The following is a 17,143-nucleotide window of genomic DNA, read 5'->3' as shown; positions in this document are numbered from 1 at the left end:
CGCCCCCGCCGATCGTCAGGGCCGGACCGGCCTCTGGTGCCTCACGCCGTCGCCGGGGCAGCCCTCGGCGGGGTCGCCAGGCGCCCCGATCGATCCAGAACGGCGACGGCCGTGGCACAGCCGAGGCCGATCAGTGCCAGGACCAGCCACGGCAGGCTCGGCAGACCGACCCGCGTACCCAGATCCAGGGCCGACCCGGTGAGCAGGTTGCCCACGGCGATACCGACGCCGGCCAGGGTGCTGTAGAGCCCGTAGTACGTCCCCACCATGTCCCGGCCTCCGAAGGTGGCGACGGTCGCCATCTCGAACGGATAGATGATCATGGTGGCCAGGCTGAGCAGCACCGTGGTCCCCAGGACGGGGACGAGCGTGAGCATCAGGGCGGCTCCGCCGGACGGCACGACGGCGGTGCCCGCCCAGGGGGCGGCCAGGGCGAGAGGGACGAAGGCGAGTCCCATCAGGACCAGGCCCCACGCGATGGCCTGCGGCGGTCGCCACCGCCGGGTCGCCCACGTCGTGAGACGGGCCTGGCCCGCCAGGGTCATCACCGCCGAGACGGCGAACACGAGGGTGATTCCCAGCTCACCGCCCGTCGCCCGGCGGATCTCCAGCGGCAGCCCCAGGTAGATCTGGAAGTTCAGCACGTAGGAGCCGATCATGGCCAGGGAGAACAGCAGGAACGGCCGGTCACCGACCACCTCGCGCCAGGCCGGCAGCACGCCTCGCCCCTCCTCGCCCTCCGGAGCGGCTCCCGCGGGCAGGGCTCGCGTCTGTGCGACCGTCAGGATCGCGAACATCACGCCCGCGACCAGGCAGACGAGCCTGAAGGCCACCGCGTTGAGCAGCAGGCCGACGAGCGGTCCGATGAGGATGCCGACCTGGGAGAAGGCGTTGAACACGGCGAACGCCTCGACCTTGCGCGCCCCGGCCTCGCGGGCGAGGTAGGCCCGTACGGCGGGGTTGAACAGCGCGCCGGCGAACCCGGTCAGGGCCGAGGCGACCACCAGCGCGGGCAGGGAGTCGGCCACGGCGAGCAGCAGGAACGCCACCGTGCGCAGCCCGCAGCCCGCGACGATCATGGGCTTGTGGCCGAGCCTGTCGGCGAGGGTACCGCCGACCAGGAACATGCCCTGCTGGCTGAGGTTGCGGATGCCCAGGACCAGGCCGACCAGTGCGGCCGGCAGTGCCAGCGTTCCCGACAGGTGACCGGCCAGATAGGGCATCAGCATGTAGAAGCCGGTGTTGATGGTGAGCTGGTTGATCAGCAGCAGTCTCACCGGCCGGTCGAAGGAGCGGGCCAGGGCGACGGTGCCTCTCACCGGGGGCCACCTTTCCCGGTTGTCTCCTCGACGGCGACGACCTCGGCGCGGGCGCCGTCTTCCGCGGCGGCCGACGACGTTTCCACGACGCCGTCTCCCGGGAAGACGACACTGTCTTCGGGGAAGGCGACCCGCTTTTCCAGGGAGACGTCGCCGTCTTTCTGGAAGGCATCGCCGTCTCTCGGGAAGGTGACCGGGGCGGGCACGGTCGCGCATCGCGTCCAGCGCGTCACCTCGCGTTCGGCCGGATGGGTGATCTCGTCGGGGTCCGTCGTCGGGGGCGCGCCGAGCAGGCCGCGTTCCGCGCAGTAGTCGTCGTTGAAGACCGTGTCGAAGTAGCGGTGCGGACCGTCGGGGAAGATCGCCGCTATCCGGGTGTGTCCGGGCAGCGTGCGGGCGAGCCAGGACGCCACCAGGGCCACCGCGCCGACGCTCCAGCCGCCGGTGGCGTACCGCAGCGCGGCCAGCCGCCGGCAGGCCCAGACCGCCTCCGCGGGCGCGACCCAGTGCACCTCCCCGAAGGCCTCGTACGCCACGTTGCGCGGGTGGATGCTGCTGCCCAGGCCGCGCATGAGCCGCGAGCGCGCGGGCTGGCCGAAGATGGTCGAGCCGATCGTGTCGACGCCGACGAGCCGCAGGTCGGGATAGAAGCGCCGGAGCGCGCGATGAACGCCGGCGCTGTGGCCACCGGTGCCCACACTGCATACCAGGACGTCGATCCGCCCGAGCTGACCAGCCAGCTCAACGGCGAGTCCCGCGTAGGCGGCGACGTTGTCGGGGTTGTTGTACTGGTCGGGGCAGTAGGCGTCCGGGTGCTCGCCGAGCAGTTCCCGCACGCGCTGCCGACGGGCCTGCTGCCAGCCGCCCACCGGATGCGGTTCGGTGACGACGACGACGCGGGCCCCGTAGGCCGACAGCAACCGGTGCATCAGCGGTTCCATGCCCGGGTCGGTCACCAGCGTCACCGGGTGGCCGTGCACGATGCCGGCCAGCGCCAGGCCCAGCCCGAAGGTCCCGCTGGTGGACTCCACGATGGGTGCTCCCGGTCGCAGCAGGCCGCGCTCGCGCGCCCGCTCGACGATGTAGAGCGCGGAGCGGTCCTTGATCCCGCCGGGGTTGCCGCCTTCCAACTTCGCCCAGAATCCGTGCCCCAGCCCCGAGGCGATCTCGGGAACCCAGAGCACGGGGGTGTTGCCGACCACGTGCTCGGGAGTGTGGCAGGTGGCCCCGGTGATCAGCCGGCCGAGTGAGGCGGTGTCGATCTGCGGCCGGTCGGCCGCTACCTGTGGTGAATTAAGTGTGTATGTCATGATCCGTTTCCCCTGGATGCGATGTGATCAACTCGCTTCTGGGCACGCTTGAGCGACGGCTCTACCGCTCATGAGGAACTCGCGAGGAGCCTCGTGAGGAGTGCGGAGTCGTTGACGAGCGGGCCCGCGGGGCGGGCTATATACGGGAAACGGATTTGAGAAGGAGTAACACCGCACCCGGGGGCGGGCGGACCGGCCGCGCGCGGCGCCACGCGGGCGACGGCGAGGGTGCCGGGGCCTCGTCGACGGCCACCGGGCCACCGATGACCGGGCCGGTCGGCACCGGGGCACGCGTACCGGTGATCTGCGCTCCGGCCGCCGCCCCGCACAGGTGGTGATCCTCCTCGGTGGGTGGTGGCGCCGGGCACGGTACGTGATCCGCGGGCACCTCCGCGCCGATCGCGGTGAGATGCCCCGCGGCGGTGACAGCGGTCGCGGCGGCCGGTGACCGATGGCCGGGTGCGTGGAAGTGCCCCCGGTGTGCGGGGGTTACGACGCACAGTGCCAGATGCATCAATATGACGGCGCCGAGCACGGCCAGTCCCAGCGCGAGGGTGACGCCTCCGCGCTGCGCGACTCGTCGCATCGACACGATCATGACCACAAACGTACATTACCGTCTGCTGTCGCTCGACTCCGGGGGGTTACTTTATGTCGCTAAAGGGCGCTAGATGGGTAGTTATGGGGGCAGAGGGCCCGGTGATGCCGGTGTGAGGTATCTCGGCGGATCCGCTTCGCCGGCCTCGCGAGGGCCGGGATCGAGGTGGAGAAGGTCCTCGACGGCGCGGGCGAGACGCCGGACGCGCGCCCCGCGCAGGGTTTCCCGTACGGGTGGGCGCGGGGATGTCGCGTCACGGAGGGTGTCGTGGCAGCGGTCAGGGTGTTTGGAAACCGGCCTTGGTCAGTACGTCCTTACCCTGCTGTGACAGCACGAGGTCGACGAACCGCTTCGCCGCTTCGGGGGCGGGTGCGCCGGACAGGGCCGCGATCGGGTAGTCGTTGATCGCCTTTTCGGCCTCGGGGAAGTCGATGCCCTGGACCTTGCCGCCGGAGGCGATGACGTCGGTCCTGTAGACGAGGGCGGCGTCGACCTCGCCGAGCCCGACCTTGGTGAGGGTGGCCTTGACGTCCTGCTCCAGGGTGACGGGGGTGACCTTGAGGCCGGCGGCGTCCAGGGCCTTGACCGCGGCGGCACCGCAGGGCACCTGCTCGGCGCAGAGGGCGACCTTGACCTTCGGGTCGGCCAGGTCGGCCAGGTCGTCGACCTTGGCCGGGTTGTCGGCAGGGACGGCGATCTGGAGGATGTTGCGCGCGAAGGTGGTTGGGCCGGTGGCGAGGGAGGCGTCGGTGACGGTCTTCATCGTGGCCGGGCTGGCGGCGGCGAAGACGTCGGCCGGGGCGCCCGCGACGATCTGCTGGGCCAGGGTGGCGCTGGAGCCGAAGCTGAAACGCACCGTCATGTCCGGGTGCGCGACTTCGAAGGCTTTTCCCAGTTCGGTGAACGTGCCGGTCAGCGACGCGGCGGCGAGCACCGTCAGCGTCGTGGTCCCGTCGCCGGAGGAGGCCGTGGTGGGGGGCGGTTCGCTGGAGCCGCAGCCGGACAGGGTGGCAGCCAGCGTGAGGGCGAGGGGGACCGCGACGGCCCACCGGGGAAGACGCCTGAACAACGAGGGCTCCTTACCGGCTCACCGTGCTGAGCCGAAACATCGCGAACAATCACCCTACCTTCGCATATTCATGCCCTAATGGCTAAATAGCCTGGCAGTCATGCGGTATTGATCGCTTTGTCATCGCACATGCGAGGACAATCCATATCGGCGAAGTGGAACCGAACGGAACGTGCTGAACGGGACATAGTGGCATGGGCGGGATGGATGGGAGGGGGTGTGCCGCGCGCAGGTTCGCGCCAGATGGGGCCTTCGTGATCACGCCGACCCGCGAACCCCGCGCCCGGCGGAAAGGAGGGCGGACGGGCGGGGGCTGGGCGGAAAGGGGGGTGCCGGATGAACGGGATGTTGGGCGAGCGGGGCGTCGGGTGCATGGGGTGTCGGACGAGCGGGGTGCCGGATGCATGGGATGTCGGACGGATGGGGTGCCGGACGGATCGGCGGGGTGGTGAGTGGAAGGTCCGGCGGTCCCCCTTGGGCGGCGGTGCCCTGCTCGGTGAACAGCGGCCCAGCCCCTGGTCGGCCCGAACTCGATAAGAAATGGCTCTTGGGCTTCATAAGAAGCCCTTATGACACGCCCATTGCTCCACTGCTATTACCGCACATAGCGTGAATATCAGCCGTGGTCATATCGAGCGAAGGAGGAAATGTGAAATTTGGGATATATCCCGCTTACATCTGCGGCCGAGATGTCACCGGCGAGAACGCCCAGCTTGTTCACACGCTCACCGCTCGGGCCCTCATCGAGGACACCTTCCCCACCTTGGGGCTCAAGCGTGATCTCGATCTGGGAATCACCGATTCGCACACCGTGGGGGAACGTGTCGTGGGGGCGTGCGTCGTCGCCGACGAGAGCATGACGGCCCTCGCCCTGGAATCGGCCGCCGGCGCCGCCCCGGAATGGAGACGCGTTCCGCTCGGCGAGCGAATCGAGATCGGACGCCGCATCGCGAAAAGGATGCTTGAGCACCTCGACCCCCTCGTCGAGATCCTCGTCGCCGAGGGCACACCGCGCTCCGCGGCCCAAGGCATGATCGGCGGGCTCCCGTACACCAGTTGGAGCCGGGAGACCCTCGAATGGTGCGCCGAGCAGATGGAGTTCCGCCGATGGGACGGCGACCGTGAGATGATCCTGCGTCGCGTTCCGGACGGGGTCGTCTGCATCAACCCGCCCCAGAACGCCGCGGCGGTCAACGCGCTGAACGGCCTCACCTCCCTCATCGCGGGCAACGCCGTGGTGGTACGCGCACCGCGGGGGGTCGCTCTCAGCTGCATGTACGCGATGCGGGAGATCGTGGCGCCGGTGCTCGAAGAGGCGGGAGCGCCGCCGGGAACGCTCAACGCCCTCTGCGGGCCGCCCATGCTCGACGCCTGGATGGCGAGCGAGCACGTCGACGACGTCCTCTACTTCGGGGGCAGCAAGAAGGGGCTTGAGTTCGAGGCCGACTGCATCGCCGCGGGTAAGAAGCCGATCCTGGAACTCGCGGGCAACGACTGCTGCGTGGTGTGGCACGACGCCGACCTGGACGCCACGGTGGAGACCCTCACCCAGTTCTTCATGAACTCCGGCCAGATCTGCAACGTGCCCAACCAGGTGGTCGTCCATCCGGCGATCGCGGACGAGCTCATCGAGCGGCTGGTCGTGGCCACCCGGAGGATCCAGCCGGGATACCCGGACGAGGTCGGTGTGGTGCTCACCCCGGTTCTGGGGGTCGACTGGTTCTTCGGCTGCCTGGGGGAGGCCCTTTCCAAGGGTGCGAAGCTCGTCCACGGTGGCCGTCGCCTCGAAGTGGACGGATCACCGTCCGAGACGGGGTTCTTCGTCGAGCCGAGCATCGTCCGTGTCGACGGGCTCGGCAACGCCAGGTCGCTCTCGGTGGTCCGCGACGAGACCTTCTTCCCGCTTCTGCCGATCATCGTCCCCGACGCCGGGACGGATGACGAGGCTCTCCTGGAGGAGGTGCTGGCCTTCGTGAACACCAACGCGTACGGCCTGCGTAACTCCGTCTGGTCGACCGGGACCTCGACGATCGAGCGGTTCCTGGAGGGGGTCGTCAACGGCGGCAACCTGAAGATCAATGATTCGCACAGTGGCTTCCTGCCCTTCCTGCCCAATCAGGGCGGGCCCGGTCTCACCGGCGGTGCCTTCGGAGAGGCGAGCCACCCCATGCTGCGCACCACCCGCCTGCAGGGCGTCAGCGTCATCCGCCCGGCGGACTGAGAAGGAGCATGCGTCATGACATCTCGCATTCTGAAGGCCACGGTGCCGGCGACGGCCGCCGAGGTGATCGAACGGCTCGGCGACGAGGCGGCATACCCCGCGTACGCCCGTGACATCGTCTCCGTCTCCGACACCGGCGACGGGCTCCGCCAGTGGGTGCTGGCCTTCCGTGGCGGTACGGCGCGGTGGGTGCAGCGCAGCCAGGGGTCCGGAGGCGGCCGGCAGCCGTACCGCATCGAGTTCGAGCAGGTCAGTGGGGATTTCCAGCACCTCAAGGGGGTGTGGACGAGCACGGACCTGCCCGAGGGCTGCGAGGTCGTGTTCGACGTGAACTACAGCACGAGCGTTCCCCACTTCGCGGGGGCGATCGACTCGGCCGTCGGGCGGGTGCTGATCCGCAGTGCCCACCAGATCATGTTCGCCGTCGGAGGCCCGGTGCGTGTCACGGCCGGTGGTCACCACCTGCGGGACCTGCCGGAGGGCTTCGTGCCGGAAGGGATCACGGACGACGCGGTTCGGTGACCTCCGGATCCCCGGAGTCCCGGACGCTCCGGCCCGGGGACGGGCCTTCGCCTTCGTCGCCACGCCGGTGTTCCGAGGCACCGTCACCGGCGGGGCGAGGCAGGCGGGGGCATCCGTCCGGTCCGGAGGGCAGCGGGAACCGATCAACAAAGCGGGCACTGCTGGATGAAATAGGCGAATGGGAGAAATTTCGCCAGATGGCCACTTGCTTTCGCGATCCGAACGGGGTCCACAAGCCAAAAGCCTGGTCACCATTTCTGGTGACCAGGCTCTCACTTCGGGACATTCAACGTCGGGGTGACAGGATTTGAACCTGCGGCCTCTTCGTCCCGAACGAAGCGCGCTACCAAGCTGCGCCACACCCCGGTCGCACGTCCGGACTTGCTCGTGCTTGGGAAAGTCTAGCGGACTTCGTGGGTGCTTGCGTCGCCACGGCGGCGGGGCACCAGGGTGAGGAGGCTCGCCTCGGGATAGCAGGAGAAACGGACCGGGGCGTAGGGGCTGGTGCCGAGACCGGCGGAGACGTGCAGGTAGGCGGAGTCGTGGCGGCTCATGCCCTTGACCCGGGCCCGGTCGATGCCGCAGTTGGTGACCAGTGCGCCGTAGAAGGGGACGCAGAGCTGACCGCCGTGGGTGTGCCCGGCGAGCAGCAACTGGTAGCCGTCGGCGGCGAAGCGGGTCATGTTGCGGGGCTCCGGCGAGTGCATCACACCCAGGCGCAGGTCGGCCGCCGCCGGGGCGGGGCCGGCGATCAGGTCGTAGCGGTCGAGGTTGATGTGGGAGTCGTGGATGCCGCCCACCGCCACGTCGAGATCGCCGACCTTGAGGCGGGCGGTGGTGTTGTTCACGTCGAGCCAGCCCTCGGCGGCCATGGCGGCGCCCAGCTCCTCCCAGGGGAGGTTGGGGATCTTCTGGCCGTAGTCGGCCTTGGAGGTGCGCCAGAGGTAGCGCGCGGGATTCTTCGGCCGCGGCTCGTACATGTCGTTGGAGCCGTAGACGAACAGGCCCGGGCGTGACAGCAGGGGCTCCAGGGCGTGCATGAGGGGCGCGACCGCGTCGGGATGCGCGATGGAGTCGCCGGTGTTGACCACCAGATCGGGGTTGAGGGCGCCGAGCGAGCGCACCCACTCGATCAGCCTCCGCCTGCCGGGGGTGAGGTGCAGGTCGGACAGGTGGAGGATGCGCACCGGCCGCTGTCCCGGCTCCAGAACGGGCACGTCGAAGCGGCGCAGCCGGAACGCGTTGCGCTCGACGAACGAGGCGTACGCGAGGCCGGCCAGGCCGACGCCGAACAGGGACAGGGGCACCGCGGCTGCTTTCCTCACCTTCTCATCATGCCCGAGATCGAGCCCTCGAACGGAAACTCGGGATACGGCGGGGCTGGTGAGGCGGCAAGATGGACATCATGAGCGCATTGAAGGACAAGCTGAAGGCCGATCTCACGGCCTCCATGAAGAGCAGGGACGAGATCCGCACCCGCACGATTCGCATGGCCCTCGCGGCCGTGAACGTCGAGGAGGTCTCGGGCAAGACGGCACGCGAGCTCAGTGACGACGAGATCGTCAAGGTGCTGGCCAAGGAGGCGAAGAAGCGTCGCGAGGCGGCCGAGGCGTTCAGCGGTGCCGGCCGGGTGGAGCAGGCCCAGGCCGAGGTCGACGAGCAGGCCGTGCTTGAGGCGTACCTGCCCGCGCAGTTGTCCGACGACGAGCTCGCCGGGCTCGTGGACGAGGCCATCGCCGAGAGCGGCGCCGCCGGGCCGCAGGCCATGGGGCAGGTCATGAAGATCGTGAACCCGAAGGTCGCCGGACGCGCCGAGGGCGGTCGTGTCGCGCAGGCCGTACGTGCCCGCCTGGCGGCGGCGCCCTGATCCGACGGTCCGGCGGTTCCGGGGCCGCTACGGAACCGCCGGGGCGTTCGGGGGCTACGGGACGGTCGGTGCGATCGGGGCGCCGCCGAACGGGTCACCTCCGTTGACCTCCCGGCCGTCGCCACCCGGCCTGAACGGGCCGCCGCCGTTGTCGCCTCGGTTGTCACCCCGGCGGTCACCGGGGCCGTCTCCGGGGCCGTCACCGTCGCGCTTCGGCGGGGGCTTGGGCTCGCACCGGCCGGGGGAACAGCCGCCGAAGCGCGACATGTTCACCGAGGTGAAGGGAGTCGCCTCGACCCCCTTGAGCGCGCCGATCATGGAGTTCTTCCAGATCCGCCCGGAGATCGAGGCACCGTACACGTAGCTGTAGTAGCGCCCGCCGATGGTCACGCCGGTCAGGTCGTGCTTGAAGGCGCCGCGCGGGTCGCCGAGGCTGACCGCGGAGGCGAGATCGGGGGTGAATCCGGCGAACCAGGCGGCGGTGTAGGCGTCGGTGGTGCCGGTCTTGCCCGCCGCCGGCCGGCCGATGCCGCCGACCTCGGTCATCGTGCCCTTGGTGAAGACCCCGGACATGATGTGGGTGGCCGCGTCGGCGACCTCCTCGTCAAGGACCTGCTTGCACTTGGGCTTGTAGGAGGTCTTCTTGCCGTCGCGGTCGGTGCTCTCGGTGATCACCATCGGGGTGCAGTAGGTGCCGCGGGCGGCGATCGTCGCGTAGGCGGCGGAGACCGTCACCGGGTCCATCTCGTTGATGCCGAGGGTGAAGGTCTCGAACTCCTTCAGCGGCTCGCCGTCGGCACGCTTGATGCCCAGGCTCTTGGCCATCTTGACCGTGTCGCAGAGGCCGACCTCCTGCGACAGGCGCATGAAGAAGGTGTTCACCGAGCCCAGGGTGCCGCTGGTCAGGGTCTTGAAGCCGCCGCCGCCCTCGCTGGAGTTCTTGACCTCGTGGTTCGTGTCGCCGACCACGTTGCCCTTGCAGTCGCGGAACGCGCTCCTGCTGGGGGCCTTGTAGCCGGAACCGGTGCCGAAGCCGTCGTTCAGCTTCATGCCCTGGTCCAGGGCGGTCAGCAGGGTGAAGGGCTTGAACGTGGAGCCCGCCTGGAAACCCGCTCCGCCGCCGTGCGTCCTGTCGCCGACGAGGTTGTAGCTGATCTCGTTCTTCTTCTTGTTCCTGCCGAACTTGCGGCTGGCGGCCATCGCCTTCACGGCGCCGGTGCCGGGGACGATCATCGCCTGCGAGGCGACCGGCTTGTCGCTGGTCTTGACGTACTGCTTGATCGCCTTCTCCGCGGCCTTCTGCGCCTTCGGGTCGAGCGTCGTCTTGATGACGAGGCCGCCTCGCTGCAGCAGCCTCTCGCGCTGCTTGCGGGTCTTGCCGAAGTCCTCGTTCGTCGCGATCTCATGCCGCACGTAGAGGCAGAAGTACGGGTAGGGGCTCTCCTCGCAGCCGCCGGGGGCCTCGATGTTCTTGAAGCCGAGCTTCTTCTTCTTGGCCTCCTCCGCCTCCTGCGGCGTGATCTTGCCGAGCTCGGCCATCCGGTTCAGCACGACGTTGCGCCGAGCCAGCAACCGGTCGCGGGAGGCCTTGCCCGCGTTGGGATCGGTCACGCTCGGGTTCTGCACGGCTCCGGCGAGGGTGGCCGCCTCCCACAGGGTGAGCTTCGAGGCGGACTTGTTGAAGAAGCGCTTGGACGCGGCCTGGATGCCGTAGGCACCCGCGCCGTAGTAGGAGATGTTCAGGTAGCGCTCAAGGATCTCCGACTTGGTGTACTTCTCCTCGATGGCCAGCGCGTAGCGCAGCTCGTTGAGCTTCCTGGAGAGCGTGGGAGCGATCGCGGCCTCCTGCTCCTCCTTGCTCTCCGCGGCGTTGACCAGCACGAGCTTGACGTACTGCTGCGTGATGGAGGAGCCGCCCTGGACGACTCCGCCGCCGGAGACGTTCTTCACGGCCGCGCGGAAGGTGCCCTCCAGGTCGATCGCCCCGTGCTCGTAGAACCGGAAGTCCTCGATCGCCACGATCGCCGTCTTCATGACGTCGGCGACCGCGTCCAGCTTCACCGACTCGCGGTTCTCGAAGTAGAACTGGGCGAACTGCTTGCCGTCGGCGTCGAGCAGAGTGGTCTTCTCCGCGAGTGGGGGCTCCTGGAGCTCTTCGGGGAGAAGACGTAGCTCGTCCGCCGCCGCGTTCACCGTCAGCCCCGCGCCACCCACCGTCGGAAGCGCCACGGCGGCGACCAGCACACCCGTGACAGTCGCCGCGCCGAGCAACTTCACCACGTTACCGACCGCGCCGATCACAGACCGCTGGTCTTTGCCTTGAGCTTGCACGAGTCCCAGAGTACGTCGGGCAGATGACCCATACGGTAACGGAACGCCATCTTAGTTTGGCTTTGTCCTGTATCTCGGGCAGGTGACTAGTCATTCCCGGCCAGATGGCCGTGGATGACCATGTGAGAATTTGGTCCCGCCGGGGTCTGTCGGCCCGAACGTCTGGTTGCGTACGTTCTCTTTCTGCAGCAATTGAATACCGAGGCCTGACGCCCGCGCCCGTCGGCCCAAGTCACGACTGACCACCTAAAGGGGAGTGGGGTCGAATGTGGATCACGGATTGGACCTCCCGTGCGGCCTGTAAGGGTGCGGATCCTGACGCGTTGTTCGTTCAGGGCGCTGCCCAGAACCGAGCGAAGCTGATCTGCCGAGGATGCCCGGTCCGGACCGAGTGCCTCGCCGATGCGTTGGACAATCGCATCGAGTTCGGGGTGTGGGGCGGGATGACCGAGCGCGAACGCCGAGCGCTGTTGCGTCGGCGACCGGATGTCGACTCCTGGCGGGACCTGCTGGAGTTGGCCAAAGAGGAGTACGAGCGGACTAACGAGCTGATCGCCGGCTGAGTTCGCGCCGATCCCGTACGGCTGGCGCCGGGCGCCAGCCGTACATGCGTATAACGATTGCATAAAGGTCAGGGAGTGTGCCCGCCGGGCGCGCTCCCTGACTCGTTCTCCTCCCGCGGGAAGGCTTCTCCTAGCGGGCGGCCAGGAGCTGACCCACCTCGCGCAGTCCTTCCAGATCGTGCACGTCCTGCGCCATCGCGGGGACCCGCGCGACGGGCACCGTGGGATGGGCGGAGACGAAGTGCTCCTCCTCGCGCTGCTCGCGGGCGGCCAGCTGCATTCGTCCGGCGTGCAACCGCAGCACCGCCGAGGTGAGTTCGTGCTCTCCGCGCGACTCCAGGTCCTCGGCGGCGGCGGTGCTCCGCGCCCCGGACAGCATGGACGCGGGTGAGCGGTGCACCCGGTTGACCACGAGACCCGCGAGGGGCATGCGCTCCTCGGCGAGCCTCTCCACGAAGTAGGACGCCTCGCGTATCGCGTCGCGCTCGGGCGAGGCGACGACGACGAACGCCGTCCCCGGGGCCTGCAGGAGCCGGTAGGTCTGCTCCGCGCGAGCCCTGAAACCGCCGAAGACGGCGTCCAACGCGGACACGAACGTCTGCAGGTCCTTGAGCACCTGCGCGCCCAGCAACTTGGTCAACGCCCCGGCGACGATGCCGAAACCGGCGTTGAACAGCTTGAACGCGCTGCGCCCCCCGGCCTTGGCGGGAAGCATGAGCAGCCGGATGAGCTTGCCGTCGAGGAAGCGGCCGAGCCGCTCGGGGGCGTCGAGGAAGTCGAGGGCGGAGCGGGACGGCGGGGTGTCGACGATGATCAGATCCCAGTCGTCCGACCGCCTGAGCTGGCCCAGCTTCTCCATCGCCATGTACTCCTGCGTGCCGGAGAAGCTGGACGACAGGGACTGGTAGAAGGGGTTCGTCAGGATCTGACGGGCTCGCTCGGGGTCGGCGTGCGCCTCGATGATCTCGTCGAAGGTCCGCTTCATGTCGAGCATCATGGCGTGCAGACGGCCCTCCCCCTCGACGCCCGTGACGGGCCTGGGGGTGTTGTCGAGTTCGGTGAGCCCCATCGACTGCGCGAGCCGTCGCGCGGGGTCGACCGTGAGCACCACGGCGGAACGACCCCGCTCGGCCGCGCGCAGTCCCAGCGCCGCGGCGGTGGTGGTCTTCCCGACACCGCCGGAGCCACAGCAGACGACGATGCGGGTGTTCGGGTCGTCGATGATCGCGTCGAGGTCGAGGAACGGGGGGGTCTTCACGCTGCTCCCTGGTTGCGGATCGATTCCGCCAGCTCGTACAGCCCGGCCAGATCCACGCCGTCGGCCAGCAGCGGCAGGTCGTAACGAGGGCGGGCGGCCTCGTCCAGCGCCAGTCTCTCCTGCCGCTCCAGCTCGGTGCGGTGGGCGTGCTCGGCGATCTCCTCGGTCAGGGCCTCGGCCACCGTGACCGCGGCGGAGCCGCCGTCGATGAGCCCCGCGGCCTTGAGGCCGAGTGCCAGCTCACTCGGGTCGAACCTGCCCTCGGCGGCGGCTTCCAGGACCGGGGCGGGGAGCAGCGACTCGCGGATCATGTTGACGAAGATCCCACCGGGCGGGAGCCCGGCGGCGCGGAGCTCTCGCAGGCCGTCCAGGGTCTCCTGGACCGGCATCTCCTCCAGGAGCGTGACGAAGTGCACGGCGGTCTCCGGGGAGGACACGACGCCGTTCACCAGGTCGGCGTGGTTCTTGATCGGGCCGACTCTCGCCAGCCCCGCGACCTCGTTGGTGACGTTGAGGAAGCGCGCGATCCTGCCCGTCGGCGGCGCGTCCAGCACGACCGCGTCGTAGACCCTCCTGCCGTCCTTGCCCCTGCGCCGGACGGCCTCGCTCGTCTTGCCGGTGACCAGGACGTCGCGAAAGCCGGGGGCGATGGTGGTGGCGAAGTCGACGATGCCGATCTTGCTGAGCGCCCTGCCCGCCCTGCGCATGCCGTAGAACAGCTCAAGATATTCGAGCATGGCCTCCTCGGCGTCGACGGCCAGCGCGTAGACGTCCCCACCGTCGGGCGCGACGGCGATCTTGCGCTCCTCGTACGGCAGCGGTGGCAGGTCGAAGACCCGGGAGATCCCCTGGCGGCCTTCGACCTCGACCAGCAGGACCTTTCCACCACCCGCCGCGAGGGCGAGCGCGAGTGCGGCGGCGACCGTGGTCTTGCCGGTGCCGCCCTTGCCTGTGACGACGTGAAGGCGTACGCCGTCCCAATCGGTGTCGCGAGCTCTCACTCTTCGAAGGCTACCCAACCGGTACTTGACAACTCCTCGGCGCCTTCCTCCGGAGACCGCGCACCCGCACCGCTCCCCACCCGAGGAGGGCGGGCCGGCCCGGGTGGGCGCCCGCTCGGGGGTTCCGCCGCCGAGCGGGCATACGACCGTTTTCCCCTGGTTGCCGGGGTGACGCGGGCCGCAGGCGTCGGAGCGGGACCTGGCGCGCGGCCCGGTGAACCGTGCGCCGCCGTCTCACTAATCGATCGAATGCGGAAAGTAAATATGCAGATTCTCACAGCTTCCCGCGGTGGACCGTCCTGGTCGTCGGTTCGGTTCCGCCCGGGAGCCCGTCCAGGGGCGGGCGAGGGAGGCGAGGTGCCCGAGAGGGCGCGGTGGGCCGTTCACCGCGGGCGGTCTCGCTAATGTGTCCCGCATGACGAAATGGGAGTACTCGACGGTGCCGCTGCTGGTCCACGCGACGAAGCAGATTCTCGACAACTGGGGGCAGGACGGCTGGGAGCTCGTCCAGGTCGTGCCCGGCCCCAACCCCGAGCAGCTGGTCGCCTACCTGAAGCGGCCCAAGCAGTGACAGGCGAGGAGAGACTGGCCGAACTCGGCCTGATCCTGCCGGAGGTGGTGCCGCCACTGGCGGCGTACGTCCCGGCGGTGCGTTCCGGCAACCACGTTTACACCTCGGGGCAGCTCCCGATCGTGGACGGCAAGCTGATGGCGATCGGGAAGGTCGGCGCCGAGGTGGACGTCGAGGACGCCTACGCGCTCGCGAGGGTGTGCGCGCTCAACGCCCTCGCCGCGGTCGCGTCGGCGGCAGGGGGATTGTCGAACATCGTGCGGATCGTCAAGGTGGTCGGCTTCGTGGCCAGCGCCCCTGACTTCACCGGCCAGCCGCAGGTCGTCAACGGCGCGAGCGACCTGCTCGCCGCGGTGCTCGGCGACGCGGGCAAGCATGCCCGCAGCGCGGTCGGCGTCGCCGTCCTCCCGCTGGACGCGCCGGTCGAGGTCGAGGTGATCGCCGAGGTTCGCTGAGATCTCAGGGGCCCCGGGATCGAGAGGGCCCCTGGTGGCCCGATGGGGCCCGTCGGCAGCGGATGAGGTCTCAGGGCGAATGAGGCTCGACGGGGCCGTACGGGCGCTGTGAGGGCTCGCCGGAGCCGTGTGGGTGCGCCCTCCGGGCAGGGCGGCTCCGCAGGCCGGTGACGGCCCGGCGCCTGCCGGTTTTTGTCCGGATGGGGCCGCGCTTGTCAGAGCAAAGCCGTTTTTATCTGGGTTTAGCCGGATGACGCAGTTATTGTCCGGGTGGTGCCGTGGTTGTCCGGGGCGGTGGCGTGCCACATGATGGACCTGAAACCGAGTGATGTTCTGGTGGAGGGTGTCAAATGGGCGGTATTCCGCTCCCCGGTGAGCTGGGCGAACGTGCACGCGACATTCTGGCCGGGCGGGTGGCTCCCGTCCCGGCCAGGGACGCCGCCACCGTGGTCGTCCTCCGCGAGGACGCCGGCGGGCTGGAGGTCTACCTGTTGCGGCGCAGGGCGAGCATGGCCTTCGCCGCCGGGGCCTACGTGTTCCCCGGCGGGTCGGTCGACCCGCGCGACACCGACCAGGTGATCGCCTGGGCCGGTCCCTCGCCCGCCGCCTGGGGCGAGATCTTCCGCGCGGACGAGCGGACCGCGAGGGGCCTGGTGTGCGCCGCCGTACGGGAGACGTTCGAGGAGTCGGGGGTGCTGCTCGCCGGACCGTCCGCGGAGTCCGTCGTGTCCGACACCACCGGCGACGACTGGGAGGCCGACCGGCTCGCCCTGATCGGCAAGACCCTCTCCTTCGCCGACTTCCTCGACAGGCGCGGCCTGGTCCTCCGCTCCGACCTGCTCCGTCCCTGGACGCACTGGATCACCCCCGAGGTCGAGGCCAGGCGCTTCGACACCCGGTTCTTCGTCGCGGCGCTACCGCCGGGCCAGCTCACCCGCGACGTCGGCGGCGAGGCCGACCAGGTCGCCTGGGTGCGGCCCGCCGACGCGCTCGGCCAGGGCGAGACCGGCCAGATCTTCCTGATGCCCCCGACGCACCGCACGCTCACCGAGTTGAGCGCCTACGAGAGGGTGCCCGAGGTGCTCGCGGCCGAGCGTGAGATCGTGACGTTCATGCCGGGGATCGCCGAGGTGGACGGGGAGATGCGCATCGTGCTCGACGACGACTACCGGTTCGGTGCGCGATGAGTGGGTTGCGGATCCCCCTGGAGGGGCCCGACGGCGCCGGCACGGACCACGCGTTCAACCTCCTCGCCCCCAACCCCTCCGAGATGACCCTGGACGGTACGAACACGTGGGTGATCGGTCTTCCCGCGAGCGAGGAGGAGGTGTTCGTCGTCGACCCGGGACCGGACGACCACGAGCACCTTTCGCGGGTCGCCGGGCACCTGGAGGGCCGTAGGGTCGCCGCGATCCTGCTCACCCACGGCCACCACGACCACAGCGGCGGCGCCGCGACGTTCGCCGGACTGGTCGGCGCGCCCGTCAGGGCGCTGGACCCCGCGCACCGGCTGGGCGAGGAGGGGCTCGGCGACGGAGACGTGCTCACGGCCGGGGACCTGGAGGTTCACGTCGTGGGCACACCCGGCCACTCGTTCGACTCGCTCTGCTTCTGGCTGCCACAGGACCGGGCGATCCTCACCGGCGACACGGTGCTCGGCCGCGGCACCACCGTGATCGCCTCGGACGGCGACCTGGCCGACTACCTGCGCTCCCTCGACCTGCTCAGGGCGAAGGCCGAGGGGGCCGGGGCCGAGGCGCTGCTGCCCGGCCACGGTCCGGTGCTGCCCGACCCGATCGCCGCCCTCGACGGCTACATCGCGCACCGGCGGCGGAGACTGGACCAGATCCGGGAGGCACGACGGTGGGGCGCGACGACGCCCGCGGAGATCGTCGAGATCGTCTACGCGGACGTGGACGGGGCGCTCCGGCCCTACGCCGAGATGTCGGTCCGCGCGCAGCTCGCCTACCTCGACGGTTAGAGACGGTCGGACCGGCCTCGGAGGGCGGTCCGCTCCCTTGGGGACCGCTTTCGGAACGGTCCTTTTTCCGGCGAATC

At 69.5% G+C, this 17,143-nt stretch carries 16 protein-coding genes and 1 tRNA gene; 8 read left to right on the top strand and 9 right to left on the bottom strand.

Features of this window, described 5'->3' with window-relative positions:
- Positions 1–41 precede the first annotated feature (41 nt).
- From ACIBH4_RS30125 to modA, 4 genes are all read right to left on the bottom strand, one after another.
- Entirely contained in the window at positions 42–1,319 is a 1,278-nt protein-coding gene (locus tag ACIBH4_RS30125; RefSeq protein ID WP_362768874.1) for an MFS transporter, read from the bottom strand.
- Positions 1,316–2,629, bottom strand: a complete 1,314-nt coding sequence (locus tag ACIBH4_RS30120) for a PLP-dependent cysteine synthase family protein (RefSeq protein WP_362768876.1) — start codon at positions 2,627–2,629, stop codon at positions 1,316–1,318. Before ACIBH4_RS30120 ends, ACIBH4_RS30125 begins: the two co-directional genes overlap by 4 nt.
- A gap of 136 nt (positions 2,630–2,765) precedes the next feature.
- On the bottom strand, positions 2,766–3,215 hold the full coding sequence (locus ACIBH4_RS30115; protein ID WP_362518250.1) for a hypothetical protein: 450 nt from the start codon (positions 3,213–3,215) through the stop codon (positions 2,766–2,768).
- Positions 3,216–3,504: 289 nt separating this feature from the next.
- Entirely contained in the window at positions 3,505–4,296 is a 792-nt protein-coding gene (gene modA, locus ACIBH4_RS30110) for a molybdate ABC transporter substrate-binding protein (protein ID WP_362518247.1), read from the bottom strand.
- A 649-nt stretch (positions 4,297–4,945) separates the two neighbouring features.
- Here modA and ACIBH4_RS30105 point away from each other — a divergent pair.
- Positions 4,946–6,517, top strand: coding sequence for an aldehyde dehydrogenase (locus tag ACIBH4_RS30105; protein WP_362768879.1), 1,572 nt, complete (start codon positions 4,946–4,948; stop codon positions 6,515–6,517).
- A gap of 15 nt (positions 6,518–6,532) precedes the next feature.
- Complete coding sequence (locus ACIBH4_RS30100) at positions 6,533–7,039, top strand: SRPBCC family protein (protein ID WP_362768882.1); 507 nt, start codon at positions 6,533–6,535, stop codon at positions 7,037–7,039.
- 292 nt (positions 7,040–7,331) lie between these two features.
- On the opposite strand, the gene ACIBH4_RS30095 is transcribed toward ACIBH4_RS30100, so the two are convergent.
- Positions 7,332–7,405: transfer RNA gene (locus tag ACIBH4_RS30095), tRNA-Pro, on the bottom strand.
- Between the two features lie 35 nt (positions 7,406–7,440).
- Complete coding sequence (locus ACIBH4_RS30090; protein WP_362518238.1) at positions 7,441–8,364, bottom strand: metallophosphoesterase; 924 nt, start codon at positions 8,362–8,364, stop codon at positions 7,441–7,443.
- An 80-nt stretch (positions 8,365–8,444) separates the two neighbouring features.
- On the opposite strand from ACIBH4_RS30090, the gene ACIBH4_RS30085 reads away from it, so the two are divergent.
- Positions 8,445–8,906: a GatB/YqeY domain-containing protein gene (locus ACIBH4_RS30085; protein ID WP_362768885.1), complete on the top strand. Its 462-nt coding sequence runs from the start codon at positions 8,445–8,447 to the stop codon at positions 8,904–8,906.
- 54 nt (positions 8,907–8,960) lie between these two features.
- On the opposite strand, the gene ACIBH4_RS30080 is transcribed toward ACIBH4_RS30085, so the two are convergent.
- Positions 8,961–11,237: a transglycosylase domain-containing protein gene (locus tag ACIBH4_RS30080; RefSeq protein WP_362518232.1), complete on the bottom strand. Its 2,277-nt coding sequence runs from the start codon at positions 11,235–11,237 to the stop codon at positions 8,961–8,963.
- 266 nt (positions 11,238–11,503) lie between these two features.
- On the opposite strand from ACIBH4_RS30080, the gene ACIBH4_RS30075 reads away from it, so the two are divergent.
- On the top strand, positions 11,504–11,800 hold the full coding sequence (locus tag ACIBH4_RS30075; RefSeq protein ID WP_012887233.1) for a WhiB family transcriptional regulator: 297 nt from the start codon (positions 11,504–11,506) through the stop codon (positions 11,798–11,800).
- 130 nt (positions 11,801–11,930) lie between these two features.
- On the opposite strand, the gene ACIBH4_RS30070 is transcribed toward ACIBH4_RS30075, so the two are convergent.
- Together ACIBH4_RS30070 and ACIBH4_RS30065 are read right to left on the bottom strand one after the other, a co-directional pair.
- Positions 11,931–13,058, bottom strand: coding sequence for an ArsA family ATPase (locus ACIBH4_RS30070; RefSeq protein WP_362518229.1), 1,128 nt, complete (start codon positions 13,056–13,058; stop codon positions 11,931–11,933).
- Positions 13,055–14,059 (bottom strand): ArsA-related P-loop ATPase, encoded by a 1,005-nt coding sequence (locus ACIBH4_RS30065; RefSeq protein WP_362518226.1) that lies wholly within the window; start codon positions 14,057–14,059, stop codon positions 13,055–13,057. The genes ACIBH4_RS30070 and ACIBH4_RS30065 overlap by 4 nt, the downstream gene beginning before the upstream one ends.
- A gap of 415 nt (positions 14,060–14,474) precedes the next feature.
- Between ACIBH4_RS30065 and ACIBH4_RS30060 the strand changes: the two genes are divergently transcribed.
- The 4 genes from ACIBH4_RS30060 (at position 14,475) to ACIBH4_RS30045 (ending at position 17,066) form a co-directional block, all read left to right on the top strand.
- Complete coding sequence (locus ACIBH4_RS30060) at positions 14,475–14,630, top strand: DUF4177 domain-containing protein (RefSeq protein ID WP_012887236.1); 156 nt, start codon at positions 14,475–14,477, stop codon at positions 14,628–14,630.
- A complete protein-coding gene (locus ACIBH4_RS30055) occupies positions 14,627–15,085 on the top strand; it encodes a RidA family protein (protein WP_362518223.1) in 459 nt (152 codons plus the stop codon). The genes ACIBH4_RS30060 and ACIBH4_RS30055 overlap by 4 nt, the downstream gene beginning before the upstream one ends.
- 350 nt (positions 15,086–15,435) lie before the next feature.
- Positions 15,436–16,272: an NUDIX hydrolase gene (locus ACIBH4_RS30050; RefSeq protein WP_362518220.1), complete on the top strand. Its 837-nt coding sequence runs from the start codon at positions 15,436–15,438 to the stop codon at positions 16,270–16,272.
- A complete protein-coding gene (locus ACIBH4_RS30045; RefSeq protein ID WP_362518218.1) occupies positions 16,269–17,066 on the top strand; it encodes an MBL fold metallo-hydrolase in 798 nt (265 codons plus the stop codon). Before ACIBH4_RS30050 ends, ACIBH4_RS30045 begins: the two co-directional genes overlap by 4 nt.
- The last annotated feature ends 77 nt before the right edge of the window (positions 17,067–17,143 follow it).

Origin of the sequence: Streptosporangium sp. NPDC050284 (assembly GCF_044459525.1) — a bacterium.
GTDB lineage: Bacteria > Actinomycetota > Actinomycetes > Streptosporangiales > Streptosporangiaceae > Streptosporangium.
Note: the sequence above shows the minus strand (reverse complement) of the source record. Positions and strands in the feature narration are given on the sequence as shown.

Bases quoted from the DNA above. Each gene is read 5' to 3' on its own strand.
- ACIBH4_RS30085 (WP_362768885.1), top strand. From the start codon at position 8,445: ATGAGCGCATTGAAGGACAAGCTGAAGGCCGATCTCACGGCCTCCATG.
- ACIBH4_RS30045 (WP_362518218.1), top strand. From the start codon at position 16,269: ATGAGTGGGTTGCGGATCCCCCTGGAGGGGCCCGACGGCGCCGGCACG.
- ACIBH4_RS30050 (WP_362518220.1), top strand. From the start codon at position 15,436: ATGGGCGGTATTCCGCTCCCCGGTGAGCTGGGCGAACGTGCACGCGAC.
- ACIBH4_RS30115 (WP_362518250.1), bottom strand. From the start codon at position 3,215: ATGCGACGAGTCGCGCAGCGCGGAGGCGTCACCCTCGCGCTGGGACTG.
- ACIBH4_RS30120 (WP_362768876.1), bottom strand. From the start codon at position 2,629: ATGACATACACACTTAATTCACCACAGGTAGCGGCCGACCGGCCGCAG.
- ACIBH4_RS30060 (WP_012887236.1), top strand. From the start codon at position 14,475: ATGACGAAATGGGAGTACTCGACGGTGCCGCTGCTGGTCCACGCGACG.
- ACIBH4_RS30100 (WP_362768882.1), top strand. From the start codon at position 6,533: ATGACATCTCGCATTCTGAAGGCCACGGTGCCGGCGACGGCCGCCGAG.
- ACIBH4_RS30075 (WP_012887233.1), top strand. From the start codon at position 11,504: ATGTGGATCACGGATTGGACCTCCCGTGCGGCCTGTAAGGGTGCGGAT.